This window comes from Flavobacterium helocola (assembly GCF_038289885.1).
Classification (GTDB): Bacteria; Bacteroidota; Bacteroidia; order Flavobacteriales; family Flavobacteriaceae; genus Flavobacterium; species Flavobacterium cheniae.
Map to the genome: position 1 here is coordinate 937,208 of NZ_JBBYHT010000001.1, position 20,565 is coordinate 957,772.

A 20,565-nucleotide genomic window follows, 5' to 3' on the forward strand; every position below is an offset into this window, starting at 1 on the left:
AACAACACAATGACCAAAGGAAAATTATTAGTATTCTCTGCGCCATCAGGTTCAGGAAAAACCACTATAGTAAGACATTTATTAGCCCAACCCGATTTGAATTTAGAATTTTCGATTTCGTGTACAACGCGTGCACCTCGTGGCGAAGAAGTACATGGAAAAGATTATTATTTTATTTCTTGGGACGAATTCAAAAAGCATATTAAAGCGGAAGATTTCGTGGAATGGGAAGAAGTCTACACCGATAATTTCTACGGCACTTTGAAAGCCGAAGTAGAACGAATTTGGGCTTTAGGAAAACACGTAATTTTTGATATTGATGTAGCGGGCGGATTGCGTATTAAAAGCAAATTTCCAAACGAAACGTTAGCGGTTTTCGTAAAACCACCAAGCGTTGACGAATTAAAGCGTCGCCTAAAACAACGTTCTACAGAAAGCGAAGACAAAATCAACATGCGTATCGCAAAAGCATCAGTAGAATTAGCAACTGCACCTCAATTTGACACCATCATCAAAAATTATGATTTAGATGTGGCAAAAGAAGATGCGTACAAATTGGTAAAGGATTTTATTAGTAAATAAAAAGTATAGCACAAAGTCTCACTAAGTTATGCACCAAGTAGCACAAAAAACTTCGTGAAACTCTGTGTAAAACTTCGTGAAACTCTGTGTAACAAAAATGAAAATAGGTCTGTATTTCGGAACGTTTAATCCCATTCACATTGGGCATTTAATTATTGCCAATCATATGGCAGAGCATTCTGATTTGGATCAAATTTGGATGGTGGTTACACCTCATAATCCGCACAAACAGAAAAACACCTTGTTAGATGATTACCATCGTTTGCACATGGTGCATTTGGCAACGGAAGATTACCCAAAAATCCAACCTTCGGATATCGAATTCAAATTACCACAGCCGAATTATACCGTAAATACCTTGGCGCATTTACAAGAAAAATTTCCAAAACACGAATTTTCTTTAATCATGGGCGAAGACAATTTGAACTCGCTTCACAAATGGAAAAACTACGAAGTTATTTTGCAAAACCATAATATTTATGTTTATCCGCGACTAAATTCAGGTGAAATTGACGAGCAATTTATAAATCATGAAAAAATTCATAGAGTTGGTGCGCCAGTAATTGAATTATCCTCAACCTTCATTCGCGAAAGCATTAAAAACGGTAAAAATGTGGTTCCAATGTTACCGAATAAAGTTTGGGAATATGTGGAGCATAATATGTTTTATAAAAAGTAATCGAATGCAAAATGCCGAACTAGAAAAGCTGATTGAAAAGCAACCAAAAAAGAAGCTTTCGGTAGTAGATTCTATTTTTGACAATCCATATTTTGTTAGGTCAAAAGAGTACGGTTCGACCATTGAAAATTATAGTGAAGAAATCGTTTTTAATAATACAGGCTCTGATAAATACATATATTTTGTTTTCGGATTTATGATTTTTATTTTTGGCTTTCGTGCGATTGAAGATGTTTTTAGTAGATATTTAGTTTTCGGTTTATTAGTTGTCTTAATACTTCTTGTTTGGTATAATAAAACAAAAAAAATAGAAGAAATTAAAATTTCAAAAGCAGGTATTGAAATTAATAAAACCCAATATTTTTGGAATCAAATTTATGATTATGGTTTTACGATTGAACCCAAACACAAAAGTTCTACGTATTATTTAGAAATCTTTATGATAACTGGTAAGAAGGAACGTTTCGGTTTATATAATTATTCAAACCCTGAAGAAATTATAGAAACAATGAATTTTTTCAGAAATAAATATAATTCTAATCGAAATCATTCTTAACATTCCTTTACCATTCGTTCCCAATCCCATTGCGTAACTTTGTATTCTTAAAAAGAAAAAGTTATGAAAAAAGTATTATTTGTAGTTACCTCTCACGACAAATTAGGAAATACAGGAGAAAAAACTGGTTATTGGACTGAAGAATTGGCTGCCCCATATTATGAATTATTAGACCAAGGAATTGAAATTACTATTGCAACCCCAAAAGGAGGCGAACCACCAATTGATCCTAAAAGCGAAGACCCAAGTGCTGCAACTGAAGACACAAAAAGATTTGACAATGATAGTGAACTTCAAGAAAAACTTAAGAATACCATTAAACTGTCAGATGTAAATCCAGCAAATTATGATGCGGTATTCTATCCAGGTGGACATGGTCCATTATGGGATTTAGTTGATGATAAAAATTCTATTTCTTTAATTGAAACTTTTTACAACAGCAATAAGCCTGTTGCATTTGTGTGTCATGCTCCTGCTGTTTTGAAAAACGTAAAAATAAATGGTGAATTTCTTGTTAAAGGAAAAAATGTAACCGGATTTTCAAACGAAGAAGAAGATGCGGTTGGTTTAACTAATGTTGTTCCGTTTTTACTTCAAGATGTATTTAAAGAAAATGGTGCAAATTACTTAAAAACAGAAAATTGGCATCCCTATGCTGTAGAAGATGGTCTATTGATTACAGGACAAAACCCTGCTTCATCTAAACCTGTTGCACAAATATTATTGAACAAATTAAAATAAAATGTTATGCTAAACTTCGAATTATACAATCCTGTAAATTATGTCTTTGGAAAAGGGCAAATTGAAAAACTAACTGAATTAGTTCCTTCAAATACTAAAATTCTTATCGCTTATGGTGGCGGAAGTATCTTCAAAAATGGTGTTTACGACCAAGTAAAAGCCGCTTTACCCAATCACGATATCGTAGAGTTTGGTGGCATCGAACCAAATCCTCGATTTGAAACTTTAATGAAAGCTGTTGCAATTATTCGTGCTGAAAAAATCGGATTTATTTTAGCTGTTGGTGGCGGAAGTGTGATTGATGGCGTGAAATTTATTTCGGCAGCTGTGAATTTTGAAGGTGACGAAGCCGATATTTTGAAAAAACGAATTTTATTCAAAGATGCTTCTAAAGTAATTCCTTTTGGAACTGTTTTAACCTTGCCAGCGACAGGTTCTGAAATGAATTCAGGCGCTGTGGTTACGATTGAAGCTACACAAGAAAAATTAACGCTTGGCGGAAGCGCTTTGTTTCCAGTATTTTCAATTGTGGATCCAACCGTGATTACTTCATTACCAAAAAGACAATTGCAAAACGGTGTTGTGGATGCATTCACACACGTTATGGAGCAATATTTGACCTATACTCACGATGCTTTATTGCAAGACCGAATTTCAGAAAGTATTTTACAAACATTAATTGAAATTGGTCCCGATGTAGTGGAAAACCCGAGTGATTATAAATTGGCTTCCAACTTTGTTTGGAGTGCCACAATGGCATTGAATGGATTAATTCAAAAAGGTGTTCCTTCGGATTGGGCAACGCATATGATTGGTCATGAATTAACGGCTTTATACGAAATTGATCATGCGAGAACTTTGGCTATAATTGGTCCAAATTTATACCGCGTGATGTTCGACACGAAAAAAGAGAAATTAGCACAATACGGTCAACGCGTTTGGAACATTCAAGGCAATTCAACTGAAGAAATTGCAGAAAAAGCGATTGAAAAAACGGTTGATTTCTTCCACAAAATGGGCATGAAAACCAAAATTTCAGAAAACGTAGAAAACATCGAAAAAACAGCCGATTTTATCGTAAAACGTTTCGAAGAAAGAGGTTGGAAAGCCATGGGTGAAAAGCAAAACATCACTTTAGAAAAAGTGAGAACTATTGTAGAAATGAGTTATTAAAAAATACCTATTCATCATAATAAAGGCGCGGAGTTTTTCTTCGTGCCTTTGTATTAAAAAGAGTTTCGCAAACGTTTTTTGTAAATCCTTTTTAAATGCCTATTTTTGATGTTCTAAATTAAATCGTAAAATGGAAAAAAAGCCAAAATTTGCCGTCATTGGAGGAGGAAGTTGGGCTACTGCAATTGCGAAAATGCTTTGTGAAAATCAAGACGAAATCGCTTGGTACATGCGAAGCACGTATGCTATTGAGCATTTGAAACATCAAAAACACAACCCAAATTATTTAAGCTCGGTTGCGTTTGATACCAATAAATTAAAACTTACAAACGATATCAACGAAGCAGTTGCTTATGCTGATTATGTGATTTTTGTAGTTCCTTCTGCTTTTTTGAGTAAAGAATTGGAAAGTTTAACTGAAAGTTTAGAAGGAAAAATCATTTTCTCTGCGATTAAAGGAATTGTTCCAGAATCGAGTTTGATTGTTGGTGAACATTTTCATACCAAATACGATATTCCATTTGATAATATTGGGGTAATTACGGGTCCCTGTCATGCGGAAGAGGTGGCTATGGAACGTTTATCGTACTTAACCATTGCTTGTAGCGATAGAAAAAAAGCCAAATATGTGGCTAAAAATCTGAGCTCACATTACATCAAAGCAAAAACTACTGATGATATTATTGGAACAGAATATGCTGCCGTTTTAAAGAACATATATGCTATTGCCGCCGGTATAGCGCATGGTTTAGGCTATGGCGATAACTTTCAAGCGGTTTTGATGAGTAATGGTATTCGCGAAATGAAGAAATTCATTCGTAAAGTACATAAAATGAAGCGAAACATTAATAATTCGGCTTATTTGGGCGATTTATTGGTTACTGGATATTCGGTATTTTCTCGAAATAGAATGTTTGGAAACATGATTGGAAAAGGTTACACTGTAAAATCAGCACAAATGGAAATGAGCATGGTGGCTGAAGGATATTACGCTGTAAAAAGTGCCTACAAATTAAATAAAGAATACGGAGCTGATACTCCGATTATCGACGCCGTTTACGAAATTTTATACGAAAACAAAGACGCTAAAGCCGTTTTTAAAGAACTAACAGATAAATTAAATTAATACATGCTATCATTAAAAACAGGTTCAATCGATCATTTAATTGATCATCCTGGTATTATTACGGCTTTTACAATTACCATCATTGCGATGTTGGTTTTAGATTTAGGAGTTTTAAACAAAAAAGGTCACGTAGTTTCCAATCGCGAAGCGGCTATTTGGTCGGTGATTTGGATATCTTTAGCCATGGGATTCAGTGGTATTATATATCACTACATGGGAGCGGAGAAATTCATGCAGTTTCAAGGCGCGTATTGGATAGAAAAAGCGCTTTCGGTTGATAATTTATTCGTGTTTATCTTGGTATTTGGTTACTTCAATGTTGCAAAAGAAGCCCAACACAAAGTATTATTTTGGGGTGTAATTGGCGCTTTAGTTTTTAGAGCAATCTTTATTTTTACCGGAGTTTGGTTACTAAATTATACGTATTTACCCGAAATGGAATTGTTCGGTCAAGTGGTGAAAATTAATTATTTGCTAACCATTTTCGGAATTATTCTAATTGTTGCTGGAATCAAATCTGGTTTTAGTAATGAAGAAGATGAAGGAAGTAAAGATTTTAGTAAAAGTGCGGGTTCAAAGCTAGTACACAGGTTTTTTAAAGTGAGTCCCAATTTTGATGGTGATAAATTCTTCACCATTCAAAACGGAATTAGAATGGCAACACCTTTATTTGTGGTGGTTGCAATTGTTGAGTTTACGGACTTATTATTTGCTGTAGACAGTATTCCAGCTATTTTTGCTATTGCACCAGACGATCCATTTATTTTATATACGTCTAACATTTTTGCGATTTTAGGATTACGTTCATTGTATTTCCTTTTGGCGAACTTTATGTACATGTTTAGTAAGTTGAAATACGGATTAGGATTTATTTTGGCTTTTATCGGAACTAAAATGATTATAGCGCCGTTCTACCACGTTCCAACGAGCTTATCTTTAACTGTTGTTGGTTCTGCTTTAATCTTGTCTGTAATCGCTTCTTTGTTGTTTCCCGATAAGGATTAATTTTTATTCAACACAATATAAAACCGCAGATTCACAGATTAATTAGTTTAAATCTGCGAATCTGCGGTTAATATTTGGTTTTTATTTTATTGTAATCTCATCTACAAAAATAAACGCATCGCCACCAGCGCCTTGATGCCATTCTGGTAATTTACCGAAGTTTTTAGCGATAACTTTTACGTAACGTGCTTTTTTTCCTTTGTTTTCGTTTGATGTGAAATTCAAAATCGTATTTTCTTCTAATTTTGGATCTAACGTATTGTTTACCGAACCGAAATACGTAAAATTCACATTATCATCCGAAATGTAATATTCCACTTTTGTAGGCATTAAAATCCACGAACGTTGGTCTTGTAAAAAACGAGCTGAAATTTCTGAAATGTTTTTCACTTCTTTTAAATCGACAACCGCTTCAAAATCCTGACTTTGGTAACCTTGCCAATCGCCTTTTCTCCAGTTCTCTGTTCCTAAAATACCATCTAACAACCCTTCTGGACCACCCGCATGATATTGCGGATTGTAAACCGATTTTATATTGATGCTGTAGTTGTTTGGTTTTTTGAAAAAGGTTGCGGAAATGGTATCACTTGTTTTACCAAAACCATCATCAGAATAAAATCTTATTGTTGCTGTTTTGTCTAACATTATCTTTTCATTGAACATAACAAATTCGGAATTATTTATGCTATAAAAAAACTCTGTAGGATCATGAAATGAATCAAATGTAATTTCTAAAATATCTTTAAATGATTTGCTTGAAGCCATGATAACTGGAACTGGAAAAATATCATCATTACCAGCTGCTCGATAAATATTAATTTTTTCAACTTGTTCGTTTTCAATATATTCATTATCCTGAAATTTACTCTCTTTAGAAATTAGTTTATTATTTCCGTCTTCAAAATGAATTTTGGCTGAATCAAAATATGGTTTAGTCAAAACCCAATGATTCTCAGCAGGTGTAACCTGATATCTACCAATCGAACTCAACACATACCAAGCACTCATTTGACCGCAATCTTCATTTCCAATTAAACCATCTGGCGAATTAGTGTAAAAATTATCTAAAATGTAATGTACTTTTTCTTTTGTTTTTTCAGGTTTTCCCACATAATTATACAAATACGCAACATGGTGACTTGGTTCGTTCCCATGCGCATATTGTCCAATTAAACCCGTAATATCAACTTGTTCTCTCCCGGTTGTTTTACTTTCAGTAGTGAACATTTCATCTAACTTGGCTTCAAATTTTTCCTTTCCTCCATAAGCCTGTATCATACCATCAATATCTTGAGGTACAAAAAAAGTATATTGCCATGCATTAGCCTCAGTGAAATTATTATTTACCTCTTTTGGATCAAAAGGTGTGTCCCAACCACCATTTTTCTTAGGTTGGATGAACGTATTTTTTCCATTGAAAAGGTTTTTCCAGTTTTGAGAACGCATCATGAAATATTGGTAATCATCAGAATGCCCCAAAATAGCTGCCATTTGGGCAATACACCAATCGTCATAAGAATATTCTAAGGTTTTGGAAACGCTTTCGTGTTCGTCGTCAATAGAAATGAAGCCGTTTTTCTTGTAGGCATCCAAACCTAATACATCACGCATAGCAGAAGCTTTACTGGCTTCAAAGGCTTTTTCGTAATCAAAACCTGTAATTCCTTTTGCCATCGCATCTGCAATTACAGAAACAGAATGATAGCCAATCATACAATCGGTTTCATTGGAAGCCAATTCCCAAACCGGTAATCTACCGCCTTGCTCGAATTGTTTGATGAAGGTGTTAATGTAATCGGCTGTTCGTTTTTTATCAATTAAAGTATACAACGGATGCGCAGCTCTAAACGTATCCCAAAGCGAGAAAACTGTGTAGTAATCAAATCCTTCTGCTGTGTGAATTTTGTTATCTCTACCGCGATATTTTCCATCTAAATCTTGTGCAATATTCGGTTGCATCATGGTGTGATACAAAGCCGTGTAGAAAATCGCTAACTTGTCTTTATCATTGGAAGTAACTTCAATTTTTGATAATTCTTTGTTCCAAAGGGTTTCTGCTTCTTTCTTAACTTTATCAAAATCCCAATTTTTGATTTCAGAACTGTTTAATTTGGCTCCTTCATAACTCGTTGGTGAAAGCGATACTTTTACGAGGATTTTTTCACCTTTTTTGACTTGTTTTGAGAAACTCATAGCCACTTTTGACCCAGAATATTCTTTTCTATTACTTACTGAATCAGATATAAATTTGTTGAAGTTCATCGGTTTGTTAAACTCAATTCGTGCATACACATATTGATCTCTTGCCCAAGCTTCGCTTCTTCGTAACACTTCAATAGTTTTATCATCGATTACTCGAATTCTTCCTTCCAAAAGCTTATCGCGATGATTCAAATCTAAAATAATATTAGCTAAACCAGCTTTATTAAACGTATATTCATGAAATCCCACACGAGTTGAAGTGGTCAAACGTACATCAATATTGTGTTTGTCTAATTTCACGGAGTAAAATCCAGCGGAAGCTTTTTCATTGGCATGCGAAAAAGTTGAAGAATACACTTTATTATCAAACGAAGGCTCACCCATTGTTGGCATCAACATAATATCACCATAATCTGAAACACCGGTTCCATTCAAATGTGTGTGCGAAAATCCGTAAATCAAATTATCCGAATAATGATAACCGCCACAGCCATCCCAACTGCCATCGATTCTTGTATCGGGAGAAAGTTGTACCATTCCGTAAGGCACAGTTGCACCAGGAAAAGTATGTCCGTGACCGCCTGTTCCAATAAATGGGTTGACGTGTTTGGCGTAATCTTGTGCTTGGGAAAAAGTAGTAGTTAAAAAGGCTAAAGCAATAAGAAATGGTTTCATGTTGTGTTGTTGAAAAAATTTCTTAAAGGTAAAAATATTTTCTTTTTTTAAAGAATGATAACTCAGATTTTATGGATTATCTAAAAGATAAAAATGAAAACCGCAGATTCGCAGATTAATAATCCAATCTGCGAATCTGCGGTAAGTTTTTTAAAATCTAATTTGCAAAAACGCCTCTTTTGTTGATAATTGGTAAATCGGCAGTAGCTTTTTCGTTGATGGAATTGGTTCTAAAAACAAAAGTTTTATCGAATAATTGACCGTTTGCGAAGTATGACAGCATGAATTCGTTATTCAATTGCAAAACATTGTTTTCTAACAATTCAACTTTAACGGCGGTTCTTGGTTCTACTTTGGCAAACGCATGACGGAATGTTCCTGTTCTACGTTCTTCACCATTGATTAAACCATAAGCGCGAGAAACTACCATAGCCATTTCTAGCAAATCATCGGTATCGTTTATTAAATAAGCGTACCAAGAATTTTCCATAAAATCGTCGTTCCATTCTTGAAAGGCTACAATGTGAACGTTTGCTACTTTTGGGATGATAATATCTTTTTTCATATTCTGAAGAATCCTGACAGGTTTTTGAAACCTGTCAGGATTTAAATTATATACTTGATTTAAATTGCTCTAAGAAACGTACATCGTTTTCATAAAACATACGGATATCACCAATTTGGTACAACAACATAGCAATACGTTCTACACCCATTCCGAAAGCGAAACCAGTATGTTCGTCTGGATTGATGCCGCAGTTTTTCAAAACGTTTGGATCTACCATTCCGCAACCACCAATTTCTAACCAACCGGTTCCTTTGGTAATTCTGTAATCGGTTTCAGTTTTTAATCCCCAATAAATATCAATTTCAGCACTTGGTTCTGTAAATGGGAAATACGAAGGACGTAAACGAATTTTCGATTTTCCGAACATTTCTTTCGTGAAATACAACAACGTCTGTTTTAAATCGGCAAACGAAACGTCTTTGTCAATATACAATCCTTCCACTTGATGGAAAATACAGTGTGAACGCGAAGAAACTGCCTCGTTACGGAAAACTCTTCCTGGAGAAATCGTACGGATTGGCGGTTTGTTGTTTTCCATATAACGCACTTGCACTGATGAGGTGTGTGTACGCAATAAAACATCAGGATTAGTTTGAATGAAAAAAGTATCCTGCATATCTCTTGCTGGATGATATTCTGGTAAATTTAATGCGGTAAAATTGTGCCAATCGTCTTCGATTTCTGGACCTTCAGACACGTTGAAACCAATGGTTGAAAAAATATCAATCATTTGATTTTTTACAATAGAAATTGGATGGCGCGAACCAATGTTCATCGCTTCTCCCGGACGCGTTGTGTCGCCGTAAATTCCTTTTGCTTCTTCTTTATTTTCTAAAGCGTCTTGAATGGCTTTTACCTTTTCTTCTGCCGAAGTTTTCAATTCGTTGATAACTTGTCCAAATTCTTTCTTTTGTTCGTTTGGAACATTTTTGAATTCAGCAAAAAAGTCTTTCAACAAGCCTTTACTTCCCAAATACTTGATTCGGAAGGCTTCTAATTGTTCTTTATTATCGGTTTGAAAAGATTTTACTTCTTCAATATGGGCTTTAATCGTTTCTGTCATCGCTCTTTGTATAAAGGTGCAAATTTAGTGATTTTTAGTGATTAGTAAATAAAAAAGTGAATAGTAACTAGTAATTAGTGATTAGCAAAAAACACAAAAGAAGAAAAGCTAATCACTCTTCACTCTTCACTAATTACTCTATCAATTCTTTCTCTAAAAAGTAACTCACTATGGCTTCTTTCATTAGTACGGCTTGTTCGCCTGCTTTTAAAGGTGGTAATTCTTCTTTTACTTTGTAATGTGGCCAACCTTCGTTATCAAAATACTCAAATTCGTAGTAACCATAAGGTTCTAACAAACGGCAAATGGCAATGTGCATTAGGTTTACTTTTTCGTCTTTTTTGAAAGTAGCATGAATTTTTCCTAATTCTTGTACACCGATTAAGTAGATAATTCCTTCTAAATCAAGGTCTTCTCCGCCTGAAAATTTTTCTGATAATATAGTGACAACGCTTTCCCAACGCTGTTTTAATTGTTCGTCTCTTGACATTTTTTTAAGTTTGAAGCTGGAAGCTGGAAGCACGAAGTTTCCCATCAATCCAATAATGTTTCTGCAAAGATAACAACAGAAAACTACTTTCAACAATTCTTTTATCTTTATTCTTTATTCTTTATTCTATTTTCTTTCAAATGAGTTTTATTGATATTGTTTTTGCGGTTTTATTAGGTTTTGCGGTTTATAAAGGATTAAAAAACGGACTTTTTGTGGAAGTCGCTTCTCTATTAGCCTTGGTTGCTGGAATTTATTTAGCGATTAAATTTTCGAGTTTAGTAGGTGCTATTTTTACTGGATTTGTTCCAAGTTGGAATCCGAAATATATTGAAATTACCGCTTTTATCATCACTTTTTTGTTGGTAGTGATTGGAATTCATTTAAGCGCGAAAATTTTAACAAAATTAGCTGATTTTGCTTTTTTAGGTTGGATTAACAAAATTGCTGGAGTGATTTTTAGCTTATTGAAAACCATTTTAGCGTTGAGTGTCGTGCTTTTTATTTTTGAGAAAATCAACATCAATAACATGTTGCTTTCGAAAGAAACACAAGATAATTCAATGTTTTATAACCCAATTCAAAATATTTCAAAAGCGATTTATCCTACGATTGAAGGTTGGTATGATAGTTTGAAGAAAGGTGTTTCCGAAGAAAAAACTAATTCTTAGCTTTCACTTCCTTAATCGCTTCTTTGTCAATCCACGCTTTGGTTTTGTCGGTGAGTTCTACTTGTTTCCAGTTGCCTAATTCTTCTAAGACGAAAACTTTTGTGCCTTCGTGAAGCGTTACAACATCTTCAGAACTGTTTTTGGGTTCAGCTTTTAAAGTCGTTGATTCTGCAAAAACGATGGCTGGATTGTAATTCGCATCAAATTTCCTCTGTAAAAATGCGGAGAAAACGGTTACGCCAATTCCAACTAAAAACAATAGAAACAAACTGAAAAAAGTGCGTTTTAAAAATACGGTATTTCCAAAATAATAGCCTAAAAACGAAAGTAAACTCAGCAAAGCAATAAAAACGGCAATCCAAGCCCAAGTATCGTAATGAAATGTGCTTGTAAATTCTTTCACCATTTTCTTAAAACCGACTTCTGGAAGGATTTTAATGTCGTCTATTGCCGTTTTTTGGGCAAATGATAGATTGGTTTGAATAGCTTCGTCATCTGGGTTTAAAAGCAATGCTTTTTCGTAATTGTAAATCGATGGCGCTACTTTTCCTAATTTGTAATAGCAATTGGCAATATTAAAATATAAATCAGCTGATTCGTTACCTTGGTTTACAATGCTTTCGAAAGATTGAACCGCTTGTTCGTAATCACCTTTGTTATATAAATCGTTTGCTTTTTTGAAGGTAGCATCGATTGATTCGCTTGCATTAGCAAATGAAACCAAAAACAAAAGGAAAAGTATAATCTTGTTTTTCATTATTTCAATTGTTTTTCAAGTTCTGAAATTCGTTCCACAGCTCGTTCAAAATCATTTGTCATGGCAATATCTGTTGCTGGTGCATATCTTGCAAATTCGCAATCGTTCATTAATTCCATGAATTGAGAGATACTTTGTTCGGAAGCGTTTCTTTGTTGTAATAATTCAATGATATTGTCTTTGCTCATTTCAACGGTTTCGATGTGTAATTTGGCTTTTAAGAAATTGTGTAATGCTTTTTCCATTGCCATATAAAACGGCACTTTGTCACCCATTTGTTTTTTGGCTTCCGACAAATATTTCTTCACTAATCGGTTATTATTTCTAACTCGGTTTCCTACAACATCGGCATCTTTTGCTTCTTTTTGTTTTCTGGCAATCATCACAATTGGAATCAATAATAATGGTGCAAATAACAAACTATAAAACAATCCAGAACCTAAGAAATCTTCTCTAGAAGCAGAAACAAATTCTGTTTTCAACTTATTGAATTGGAATACTTCTTTTTTCTGAATGGCTTGTTTATTAGCACTTGGTGTATTGGCTACAAATGTTCCGTCACCTTCCGCTACATCAATGGTAATTTCTTTTGAAGTGATGGTTTTGTACGATTTACTTGCCAAATCATAGTACGAAAACTCCATTGGTTTAATCGTATATTTTCCTTTAAATTGAGGAATAATGGTGTATTTGTCCGAAATTTTTCCTGTCATACCCGTAACTGGTGTTTGTACATTTTCGGTATGAGCTGGTTCGTACATTTCTAACGCACTTGGAACCACTGGTTTTGGTAATGTAAATAATTTTAAATTTCCTTTACCCAAAACACTAACTTCTAAATCTAAAGATTCACCTGCTTTTAAAGACGTTTTTGATGGTTTTACTACAAAATCAAATTTTCCAACCGCACCTGTAAATCCTGCAGGTTTTCCGTTTTCTGGAAGTGGTTTTACATTGATGGTTTGCATTCCTGTAGAAAGTGATTTTTGAATTACACGCATTTCGTATTCGCCAAACCAATCACGACGGCCTGTTGGCACCTCAGCATCTAAATCAATTTTGAATGGTTCTATAGTTTTGGCTCCAGCTTCCAACGGATACAAAATTACTTTGCGAAGCACAACCATACTGTAATCTTTTCCGTTGTACTTTCCACGTTCTGCACGCAGTTGTTTCATGTCGATGTACTGACTCCAGAAATCATTGTATTTTGGTGCTTTGAAATTTCTAAAATTACCAACAGTTGATCTTGGTTCGAAATACAATTTATAAATCACGGTAACTGGTTCATTCACATACGGATTCTTGGTTGACATTTCAGCTACCAAATGAATTCCTTCTCCATAATTCACATTCGTTGGTTGCTGACCAGGATAGGTTGGCATTTGGATAGGATCTGTAATCGTAATTTTTATGGGTGCCGATTTATAAATGGTTTCATCAAACTCGATAGAAGCAGCAGCAATTGTAAATGTTCCTTTTTTTGTAGGTGTTAAATAATAAATAACTTGGGTTGAAATTTCTCTTTTTTGGGTAACCTTACCATTAATTATCGTAATTGAAGTTTGATTTCCCTTATTAATAAATGGACCTTCAGCTTTAAATCCGGGAAATTTTGGCGGTACAAAATTATCACCTTCGTTATTGATAGAAAAAACCAATTGAATTCGCTCATTTAAACCATAAGAGCTTCTTTCTGTTTGCGCTTCAAATTTTACTTGAGCGGAAACAGAATTATAAAAAAACGATATAAATAAAACTAAAAGTATCTTTTTCATGAATTACCAATCTTTTTCATTTGAAACCGGACGTGCTTTTACTTTCTTCGCATTTACTTTGTCCTGCACTTTCTTCTCTGCATTATTAACCGCATCTAAAATATTATCGATACGTTGTTTATCGGCGCCACTTGGCTTTGGATTTTCGTTTTTATCTTCTTTTTTCTCTCCGTCTCCTTTTCCTTGTTGTTTATCGCCTTGTTTATCTTTGTTATTCTGATTGTCTTTATCAGAATCTTTTTTGTCGTTTCCTTTATCGTTTTTACCGTCTTTGTCTTTTGGCTGTGGTTTATTATCCTGACCACCGCCACCTTTATTATCTTTTTTATTGTCTTTTGGAGGTGGATTATCTTTGTTTTTTCTTTTGGCTAAAGCGTAATTGTAACGCGTTTCTTCATCTTTTGGATTATTTCGAAGTGCGTTTTTATAAGCATCAGCTGCTAAATCATATTTTTTTTCCAACATGAAAGTGTTGCCTAAATTATGATAAATTCGGTGTTTTTCTTCTTTAGTTTTAGCAACTTCTAATGCTTGAATATATTTGACTTGCGCTTCACCTTGCTGATTTTGTCGGTAAATGCTATTTCCTAAATTATATCCTGCAACGGCTTTTTTTGGTGATTTTTTCGATTCTGTTACCCGATAATCGGCTTCGGAATCCACGTATTTCTTTTCGGTAAACGATTGATTTCCGTTGTACAGATTTTTATCTTTTTCTTGACTGAAAAGCGTGATGCAATTCAATAATAGCAATATGTAAACTATCTTACGCATGTTTCTTTTCATTAAATAAGTTCAACTTTTGCACCCATGCTGTTTTTTTCTCCAAAAGGAAAATATCTACCAATAATAACAAAAACCCTAACGCTAAAAACCATTGATATTGCGATTCAAAATCGGCTATTTGTTGTGATTCGAATTCAGATTTTTCTATTTTATCTAATGATTTCTTTAATTCCTCTACCACTTCTTTTGTTGATGTACCAACAATATATTTTGACTTGGTTTTATCGGCAATATTTTTTAAAACTTCAGGATATAATTTTGTTGTAACCGTTTGTCCTTCTGAGTCTTTTTTATATGAAGCTATGGTTCCTTTATCATCTCGTAATGGAATTGGAGCACCTTTTTCAGTTCCCACTCCAATAGTCAAAATACGAACGCCTTTTTCTTTAGCCATTTCAATTGCATCTTCTGCGCCTTCGCCATGGTCTTCACCATCGGAAATCAGGATAATTAACTTGCTAGTATCTTTCACATCAAAGAAATCAACCGCTAATTGAATGGCATCATTAAAAGCAGTTCCTTGCGAAGAAACCATGTTGGTATTCATGCTTTGCAAGTACATTTTAGCAATGCTATAATCAGTAGTCATTGGTAAAACTGGATAAGCGCTTCCGGCATAACCTACAATTCCTACTCGGTCATTTCCCAATTGATTAATGATTTGCGAAACAATTTGCTTGGTTTTTTCTAGTCTATTTGGTGCTACGTCTTCGGCTAGCATACTTTTGGAAATGTCGACTGCAAAAACAATATCAATTCCTTGACGTTTTACGGTTTCCATTTTGGTTCCCATTTTTGGGTTTACCAAAGCAATTATAATGCAAGCCAATGCCAACAACAAAACACCTAATTTTAAAGCGGGTTTAAACCTTGATTTTTCTGGAGCTAATTGGTTGAATAATTCCAAATCGGCAAAAACAGCTTGTCTTTTTCTTTTCCAAAACAAATTGAATAGAAAAAGTGCCACTATTATGGGTAATAGCGCTAACAAATAAAAATATATTGGACTTTCTAATTCAAACATTTTTTCTTTTTCTAAACGATTCCTCTAAAAACTGAATTTCTCAACAATACCTCAACACCTAACAACACAAAAGCAATTAAAACGAAAGGTTTGTATTTTTCATCATAATTGTAGAATTTTTTCTCTTGGATTTCTGTAGTTTCTAACTTATTAATTTCGTCGTAAATGGCTTGTAATTTCTTATTTGATGTAGCTCTAAAATATTTCGCATCGGTTGCTTTTGCAATTTCTTTCATCAGTTTTTCATCAATTTCTACTGGCATCATTCTGAAAACTAATTTTCCATTGGCGTCTTTTGCTACAGGAAACATTGCTTGTCCGTTTGTTCCAATTCCGATGGTATATACTTTTATACCGTATTCTTTTGCGATTTCGGAAGCGGTTCTTGGGTCGATGGTTCCTGAATTATTCACACCATCCGTCAATAAAATGATGATTCTGCTTTTCGCTTTGCTGTCTTTTATTCGGTTAATAGCCGTAGCTAAACCAACGCCTATTCCTGTTCCATCGGCAATAATAGAATCATCATATTCGATGGTTTTTAACGATTGTAAAATGATAGTTTTATCCGAAGTTACAGGAGTTCTCGTATAACTTTCACCAGCATAAACTACTAATCCAATTCTATCGTTAATTCTATCTTGCACAAACGTTGAAGCCACTTTTTTCAGAGCTTCTAAGCGATTTGGTTTTAAATCATTAGCCAACATACTACTCGAAACGTCGATTGCCATTACAATATCAATTCCTTTTGTAGTTTTCGATTTTGAAGTTACATCAACGCTTCTTGGTCTTGCTAATGCTATGATTATCGAACTTAATGCTAAAATTCGCAATACGTATAAAAAAGGTTTTGCTTTAGCCAAGAAAGTTCTATTTTGTTTAAATGGTTCCAACGAACTCATTTTTACCGTTGCTGAAAGTTGGTTTCTTTTATAAAACAACCAACCTATTGCAATTGGTAAAACCAAAAACAACCACAAAAATTCCGGATTTAAAAAGGTTACTTTTCCCATTATTTCTTGGCTTTTCTTAGTTCGATTGAATTCTGAATTTTCTCAATAATCTGCTTCGCGTGTTCGTCTTCTTCTCTATACATAAAGAAAAATTCTTGAGCACCACCTGGTTGCGATAACACCATAATGTCGTACTGCATTTTGATAACTTCTTCACTATCAGGATCAAAAGCTTTAAAAGTTCCATACGCTTTTTTACCCGAAAGTCCTTTTACGTTTTCGAATTCGCCAGTTTTTACGATAATATTTTTAGCTCCAAACTTTTCTAATTCTTTTAAATCAACTTCAAGCGCTAAATCTAAATCTATCTTAGTTGTGTCTTTGTAAGCGGTTGTAATTAAAACAATTGAGAAATCGTCTGTAATACTTCCATATATAAAACGACTTGTTGATTTTACGTTTTCTGGAAGATTATTTTGAATTTTCTCGTCAATTGTTCGTTTTAAAACTTTAGGTGATGAAATAATAATCGCAGGTTCTCCATATTCTGACGTTATCCATTCTTTCTCTAACAATTCTTCGGTAGAATGTCCAATGTAATTGTCTTTGATGAAATCGAATCCAACCGTGTAAGCGAAAATTACAACAGAAGCCACCAATAAAAACATCGAGATTCCAATTGACATCACCAAACGTTTGAATTTTTGCTTTTGCATTTCTTTCTTGCGAACTTCTTCAGCGAATAAAATTGCCGCTTGGTCTTCGGTTCTTGGTAAGGCTTTATCGATGATTAACAAAAACTTATCAATGATTTTTTTATCAGTTTCAATTTCAAACAACATAGGTTGCGATTTAGCGAATTTTACTAAATCCGAATTTTCTAAAACGCGACTGAATTTTTCCAAATCTTCACGATTTACAAACATTTTCTTGTCTTTAATCGCTTTTTTTAGTGATTCTATTAACTCGCTCGAAGTACTTTCCATTGCTGGAATATGAACCGATTCCTCGATGTACGTTCTGGTAATATCGGTCATTTCAGAATAATATTCTTTGACATCACCGCGTTGCACCAATTGTTTTTTATCTAAGTTTTGAAGATACGCAATCGCTTTTTCAATTGGCGAAGCGAAAAATTCTTCTTTTTGCTCTTTCTCTTTTTGTAATCTTTTGATGATGAAGTACGATGCAAAACCAGAAGCGATAATCAACACCAATAAAATCAGTAATTTCCACCATTCGCTCATCGGTTTTTCTTCGGTAGCAATGATGTCTTTGATGTCGTACATTTGTTGTTTGGTAGTATCAACTTTTACATCGTTTACCAAAATCGAAAGCGAATCAGTACGAAATTCTTTTTGATTGATTTTTACTAATAATTTCGGAATCACATAGCGTCCCGAATCAAATTGGGTTAACCCGTATTTTTTGATTAATTCGTATTGGTTATCGTTTTTTACTGTGTCAATTGGATAGGATTCTAAAATTTCCAATGCGCCAAAAAACTTTCCAGCAGGAAAAACTACTTTATCTTTGGCGTTTACTTTTGCTTTGATAGTTAAATTGAATTGCGATCCAATTTTAATCTGAGTAGAATCAATAGAAGATGAGATTTGTTGAGCAAAACTCAAAAATCCGAACAATAAAGCAATATATAAGTAAAGTTTCTTTTTCATTTTTCTTAATTACGCGCTTTAAAATAACCTAATAATTTGGTTACATAGCTTTCATCTACTCTCGAACTAATTGTTCCGGCTCCACATTTTGAAAAAATATCTTTGAAATAATTTACGTTTTCACGATAGTATTTTTCGTAATCCATTCGCACTTTTTTGGATGTGGTATCAACCAAAAGAGTTTCGCCAGTTTCAGCGTCTAACATATTTACAATTCCAATGTTTGGAATACTTTCTTCGCGTTGGTCAAACACTCGAATTCCGGTTACATCATGGCGTTTTGAAGCGATTTTTAGCGTGTGTTCGTAATCTTTCACCATGAAATCGGAAATTAAAAACACAATGGCTTTCTTTTTCAAAACGCTTGATAAATATTTCAAGGCTTGCGATAAATCGGTTTTTTTACTTTTCGATTCGAATTCGATTAACTCGCGAATGATTCGTAAAACGTGCGATTTTCCTTTTTTAGGTGGAATAAACAATTCGATTTGATCTGAAAATAAAAGCAAACCAATTTTATCATTATTTTGAGTGGCCGAAAACGCTAATGTGGCAGCAATTTCGGTAACCATATCTCTTTTTAGTTGGTTTTTTGTACCAAAACTCTCTGAACCTGAAATATCCACCAGTAACATCATGGTTAATTCGCGTTCTTCTTCAAAAACCTTTACGAAAGGTTCGTTGTAGCGTGCCGTTACATTCCAATCGATAGCTCTTACGTCATCACCGTATTGGTATTGGCGCACTTCTGAAAACGTCATCCCGCGTCCTTTAAAAGACGTGTGATATTCTCCCGAAAAGATATGATCACTCAATCTTCGGGTTTTGATTTCAATTTTTCGAACTTTCTTTAGAATTTCTTTGGTATCCATTGTTATTTTGTTTCAGGTTTCAGGTTCTCTTTGTTTCAGGTTTCTTTAACTTGAAACTTTAAACTTGAAACAAAAAATTAAGGCACTTCAACTTCGTTAACAATTCTGCTAATAATGTCTTCTGTAGTTACATTTTCAGCTTCTGCTTCGTATGTGATTCCGATTCTGTGACGTAATACATCGTACACAACGGCACGAACGTCTTCTGGAATTACGTAACCTCTACGTTTGATGAAAGCATAACACTTAGCAGCAGTTGCTAAGTTGATACTTCCACGTGGCGAAGCTCCAAAGCTGATTAATGGTTTTAGACTTTCTAATTTATATTTTTCTGGATAACGCGTTGCGAAGATTAAATCTAAGATGTATTTCTCAATTTTCTCGTCCATGTATACTTCACGAACAGCTTCTTGAGCTCTTAAAATTTGTTCAACAGAAACCACTTGGTTTACTTTTTCAAAAGCGCCTTTTAAGTTTTGACGAATAACCAAACGCTCGTCTTCCATTTTTGGATAATCGATAACGACTTTCAACATAAAACGGTCAACTTGTGCTTCTGGTAATGGATATGTTCCTTCTTGGTCAACAGGGTTTTGGGTTGCCATTACTAAGAACGGTTTGTCTAACTTAAACGTTTCATCACCAATCGTAACTTGCTTTTCTTGCATAGCTTCTAACAATGCTGATTGTACTTTTGCAGGAGCACGGTTAATCTCATCGGCTAAAACGAAATTAGCAAAAATTGGTCCTTTACGAATGGTGAAATCGTTTTGTTTGATATTATAAATCATGGTTCCTACAACGTCTGCAGGTAATAAATCTGGTGTAAACTGAATTCTACTAAACGAACCGTGAACGGCTTGAGAAAGCGTATTAATTGCTAAAGTTTTTGCTAATCCGGGAACTCCTTCTAATAGAATGTGTCCTTGTCCTAAAAGTCCAATTAACAATCGTTCTACCATTTGTTTTTGACCTACAATAACTTTGTTCATTTCCATTGTAAGCAAATCGATAAAAGCACTTTCTCTTTCTATTTTCTCATTGATTGCTCTTATGTCTAAACTCGATGTATTTTCTTCCATTTTAAGGTTTAATTTGGTGGTGTGAAATTAACAACATTTTTTAACATTGCAAATTGTAATTTTTTTTAATTTTTAGTTGTTAATTAAGCGTTAAAATGTGATT

Annotated in this window: 20 protein-coding genes; 8 read left to right on the top strand and 12 right to left on the bottom strand. The window is 34.2% G+C overall.

Annotated features, from left to right (window positions below; all coding sequences use genetic code 11):
- Window positions 1-9 precede the first annotated feature (9 nt).
- The 7 genes from gmk to AAEO58_RS04275 all read left to right on the top strand — a co-directional run bounded on the left by gmk (window position 10) and on the right by AAEO58_RS04275 (window position 5,862).
- Window positions 10-582: a guanylate kinase gene (gene gmk, locus AAEO58_RS04245; protein WP_341682150.1), complete on the top strand. Its 573-nt coding sequence runs from the start codon at window positions 10-12 to the stop codon at window positions 580-582.
- Window positions 583-679: 97 nt separating this feature from the next.
- Window positions 680-1,261, top strand: a complete 582-nt coding sequence (nadD, locus tag AAEO58_RS04250) for a nicotinate (nicotinamide) nucleotide adenylyltransferase (RefSeq protein WP_341682151.1) — start codon at window positions 680-682, stop codon at window positions 1,259-1,261.
- A gap of 4 nt (window positions 1,262-1,265) precedes the next feature.
- The gene (locus AAEO58_RS04255; protein WP_341682152.1) at window positions 1,266-1,817 is read left to right on the top strand and encodes a hypothetical protein; all 552 of its coding nucleotides are present in this window, start codon (window positions 1,266-1,268) and stop codon (window positions 1,815-1,817) included.
- A 63-nt stretch (window positions 1,818-1,880) separates the two neighbouring features.
- On the top strand, window positions 1,881-2,558 hold the full coding sequence (locus tag AAEO58_RS04260; RefSeq protein WP_341682153.1) for a type 1 glutamine amidotransferase domain-containing protein: 678 nt from the start codon (window positions 1,881-1,883) through the stop codon (window positions 2,556-2,558).
- A gap of 6 nt (window positions 2,559-2,564) precedes the next feature.
- Window positions 2,565-3,731 carry an iron-containing alcohol dehydrogenase gene (locus AAEO58_RS04265; RefSeq protein WP_341682154.1) on the top strand — a complete coding sequence of 389 codons (1,167 nt, stop codon included), beginning with the start codon at window positions 2,565-2,567 and terminating at the stop codon, window positions 3,729-3,731.
- A 130-nt stretch (window positions 3,732-3,861) separates the two neighbouring features.
- Window positions 3,862-4,857: an NAD(P)H-dependent glycerol-3-phosphate dehydrogenase gene (locus AAEO58_RS04270; RefSeq protein WP_262317375.1), complete on the top strand. Its 996-nt coding sequence runs from the start codon at window positions 3,862-3,864 to the stop codon at window positions 4,855-4,857.
- 27 nt (window positions 4,858-4,884) lie between these two features.
- The gene (locus AAEO58_RS04275) at window positions 4,885-5,862 is read left to right on the top strand and encodes a TerC/Alx family metal homeostasis membrane protein (RefSeq protein ID WP_341682367.1); all 978 of its coding nucleotides are present in this window, start codon (window positions 4,885-4,887) and stop codon (window positions 5,860-5,862) included.
- Window positions 5,863-5,943: 81 nt separating this feature from the next.
- Here AAEO58_RS04275 and AAEO58_RS04280 read toward each other — a convergent pair whose 3' ends face one another.
- The 4 genes from AAEO58_RS04280 to AAEO58_RS04295 all read right to left on the bottom strand — a co-directional run bounded on the left by AAEO58_RS04280 (window position 5,944) and on the right by AAEO58_RS04295 (window position 10,860).
- Window positions 5,944-8,739, bottom strand: coding sequence for a GH92 family glycosyl hydrolase (locus AAEO58_RS04280; RefSeq protein ID WP_341682155.1), 2,796 nt, complete (start codon window positions 8,737-8,739; stop codon window positions 5,944-5,946).
- Between the two features lie 157 nt (window positions 8,740-8,896).
- The gene (locus AAEO58_RS04285) at window positions 8,897-9,304 is read right to left on the bottom strand and encodes a hypothetical protein (RefSeq protein ID WP_341682156.1); all 408 of its coding nucleotides are present in this window, start codon (window positions 9,302-9,304) and stop codon (window positions 8,897-8,899) included.
- A 46-nt stretch (window positions 9,305-9,350) separates the two neighbouring features.
- A complete protein-coding gene (pheS, locus tag AAEO58_RS04290) occupies window positions 9,351-10,370 on the bottom strand; it encodes a phenylalanine--tRNA ligase subunit alpha (protein ID WP_341682157.1) in 1,020 nt (339 codons plus the stop codon).
- A 133-nt stretch (window positions 10,371-10,503) separates the two neighbouring features.
- Complete coding sequence (locus AAEO58_RS04295) at window positions 10,504-10,860, bottom strand: hypothetical protein (RefSeq protein WP_341682158.1); 357 nt, start codon at window positions 10,858-10,860, stop codon at window positions 10,504-10,506.
- 140 nt (window positions 10,861-11,000) lie between these two features.
- On the opposite strand from AAEO58_RS04295, the gene AAEO58_RS04300 reads away from it, so the two are divergent.
- Window positions 11,001-11,531 carry a CvpA family protein gene (locus tag AAEO58_RS04300; protein ID WP_341682159.1) on the top strand — a complete coding sequence of 177 codons (531 nt, stop codon included), beginning with the start codon at window positions 11,001-11,003 and terminating at the stop codon, window positions 11,529-11,531.
- Here AAEO58_RS04300 and AAEO58_RS04305 read toward each other — a convergent pair.
- From AAEO58_RS04305 to AAEO58_RS04340, 8 genes are all read right to left on the bottom strand, one after another.
- Complete coding sequence (locus AAEO58_RS04305; protein ID WP_341682160.1) at window positions 11,521-12,288, bottom strand: tetratricopeptide repeat protein; 768 nt, start codon at window positions 12,286-12,288, stop codon at window positions 11,521-11,523. The genes AAEO58_RS04300 and AAEO58_RS04305 overlap by 11 nt on opposite strands.
- Complete coding sequence (locus AAEO58_RS04310) at window positions 12,288-14,066, bottom strand: BatD family protein (protein WP_341682161.1); 1,779 nt, start codon at window positions 14,064-14,066, stop codon at window positions 12,288-12,290. Before AAEO58_RS04310 ends, AAEO58_RS04305 begins: the two co-directional genes overlap by 1 nt.
- A 3-nt stretch (window positions 14,067-14,069) precedes the next feature.
- Window positions 14,070-14,840 carry a tetratricopeptide repeat protein gene (locus AAEO58_RS04315; RefSeq protein WP_341682162.1) on the bottom strand — a complete coding sequence of 257 codons (771 nt, stop codon included), beginning with the start codon at window positions 14,838-14,840 and terminating at the stop codon, window positions 14,070-14,072.
- Window positions 14,833-15,876 carry a vWA domain-containing protein gene (locus tag AAEO58_RS04320; RefSeq protein WP_341682163.1) on the bottom strand — a complete coding sequence of 348 codons (1,044 nt, stop codon included), beginning with the start codon at window positions 15,874-15,876 and terminating at the stop codon, window positions 14,833-14,835. Before AAEO58_RS04320 ends, AAEO58_RS04315 begins: the two co-directional genes overlap by 8 nt.
- Window positions 15,877-15,887: 11 nt before the next feature.
- Window positions 15,888-16,892 (bottom strand): vWA domain-containing protein, encoded by a 1,005-nt coding sequence (locus AAEO58_RS04325; RefSeq protein ID WP_341682164.1) that lies wholly within the window; start codon window positions 16,890-16,892, stop codon window positions 15,888-15,890.
- Entirely contained in the window at window positions 16,892-18,508 is a 1,617-nt protein-coding gene (locus AAEO58_RS04330) for a hypothetical protein (protein WP_341682166.1), read from the bottom strand. The genes AAEO58_RS04325 and AAEO58_RS04330 overlap by 1 nt, the downstream gene beginning before the upstream one ends.
- A gap of 5 nt (window positions 18,509-18,513) precedes the next feature.
- Window positions 18,514-19,380, bottom strand: coding sequence for a DUF58 domain-containing protein (locus AAEO58_RS04335; protein WP_341682168.1), 867 nt, complete (start codon window positions 19,378-19,380; stop codon window positions 18,514-18,516).
- Window positions 19,381-19,457: 77 nt separating this feature from the next.
- A complete protein-coding gene (locus AAEO58_RS04340) occupies window positions 19,458-20,462 on the bottom strand; it encodes an AAA family ATPase (protein WP_341682170.1) in 1,005 nt (334 codons plus the stop codon).
- Window positions 20,463-20,565: the final 103 nt, after the last annotated feature.

Coding starts and splice junctions, on each gene's coding strand:
- AAEO58_RS04270 (WP_262317375.1), top strand. CDS start 3,862: ATGGAAAAAAAGCCAAAATTTGCCGTCATTGGAGGAGGAAGTTGGGCT.
- AAEO58_RS04330 (WP_341682166.1), bottom strand. CDS start 18,508: ATGAAAAAGAAACTTTACTTATATATTGCTTTATTGTTCGGATTTTTG.
- AAEO58_RS04300 (WP_341682159.1), top strand. CDS start 11,001: ATGAGTTTTATTGATATTGTTTTTGCGGTTTTATTAGGTTTTGCGGTT.
- AAEO58_RS04295 (WP_341682158.1), bottom strand. CDS start 10,860: ATGTCAAGAGACGAACAATTAAAACAGCGTTGGGAAAGCGTTGTCACT.
- AAEO58_RS04255 (WP_341682152.1), top strand. CDS start 1,266: ATGCAAAATGCCGAACTAGAAAAGCTGATTGAAAAGCAACCAAAAAAG.
- AAEO58_RS04305 (WP_341682160.1), bottom strand. CDS start 12,288: ATGAAAAACAAGATTATACTTTTCCTTTTGTTTTTGGTTTCATTTGCT.
- pheS (WP_341682157.1), bottom strand. CDS start 10,370: ATGACAGAAACGATTAAAGCCCATATTGAAGAAGTAAAATCTTTTCAA.
- AAEO58_RS04310 (WP_341682161.1), bottom strand. CDS start 14,066: ATGAAAAAGATACTTTTAGTTTTATTTATATCGTTTTTTTATAATTCT.
- nadD (WP_341682151.1), top strand. CDS start 680: ATGAAAATAGGTCTGTATTTCGGAACGTTTAATCCCATTCACATTGGG.
- AAEO58_RS04335 (WP_341682168.1), bottom strand. CDS start 19,380: ATGGATACCAAAGAAATTCTAAAGAAAGTTCGAAAAATTGAAATCAAA.
- AAEO58_RS04325 (WP_341682164.1), bottom strand. CDS start 16,892: ATGGGAAAAGTAACCTTTTTAAATCCGGAATTTTTGTGGTTGTTTTTG.
- AAEO58_RS04285 (WP_341682156.1), bottom strand. CDS start 9,304: ATGAAAAAAGATATTATCATCCCAAAAGTAGCAAACGTTCACATTGTA.
- AAEO58_RS04315 (WP_341682162.1), bottom strand. CDS start 14,840: ATGCGTAAGATAGTTTACATATTGCTATTATTGAATTGCATCACGCTT.
- AAEO58_RS04260 (WP_341682153.1), top strand. CDS start 1,881: ATGAAAAAAGTATTATTTGTAGTTACCTCTCACGACAAATTAGGAAAT.
- AAEO58_RS04320 (WP_341682163.1), bottom strand. CDS start 15,876: ATGTTTGAATTAGAAAGTCCAATATATTTTTATTTGTTAGCGCTATTA.
- AAEO58_RS04265 (WP_341682154.1), top strand. CDS start 2,565: ATGCTAAACTTCGAATTATACAATCCTGTAAATTATGTCTTTGGAAAA.
- gmk (WP_341682150.1), top strand. CDS start 10: ATGACCAAAGGAAAATTATTAGTATTCTCTGCGCCATCAGGTTCAGGA.
- AAEO58_RS04280 (WP_341682155.1), bottom strand. CDS start 8,739: ATGAAACCATTTCTTATTGCTTTAGCCTTTTTAACTACTACTTTTTCC.
- AAEO58_RS04340 (WP_341682170.1), bottom strand. CDS start 20,462: ATGGAAGAAAATACATCGAGTTTAGACATAAGAGCAATCAATGAGAAA.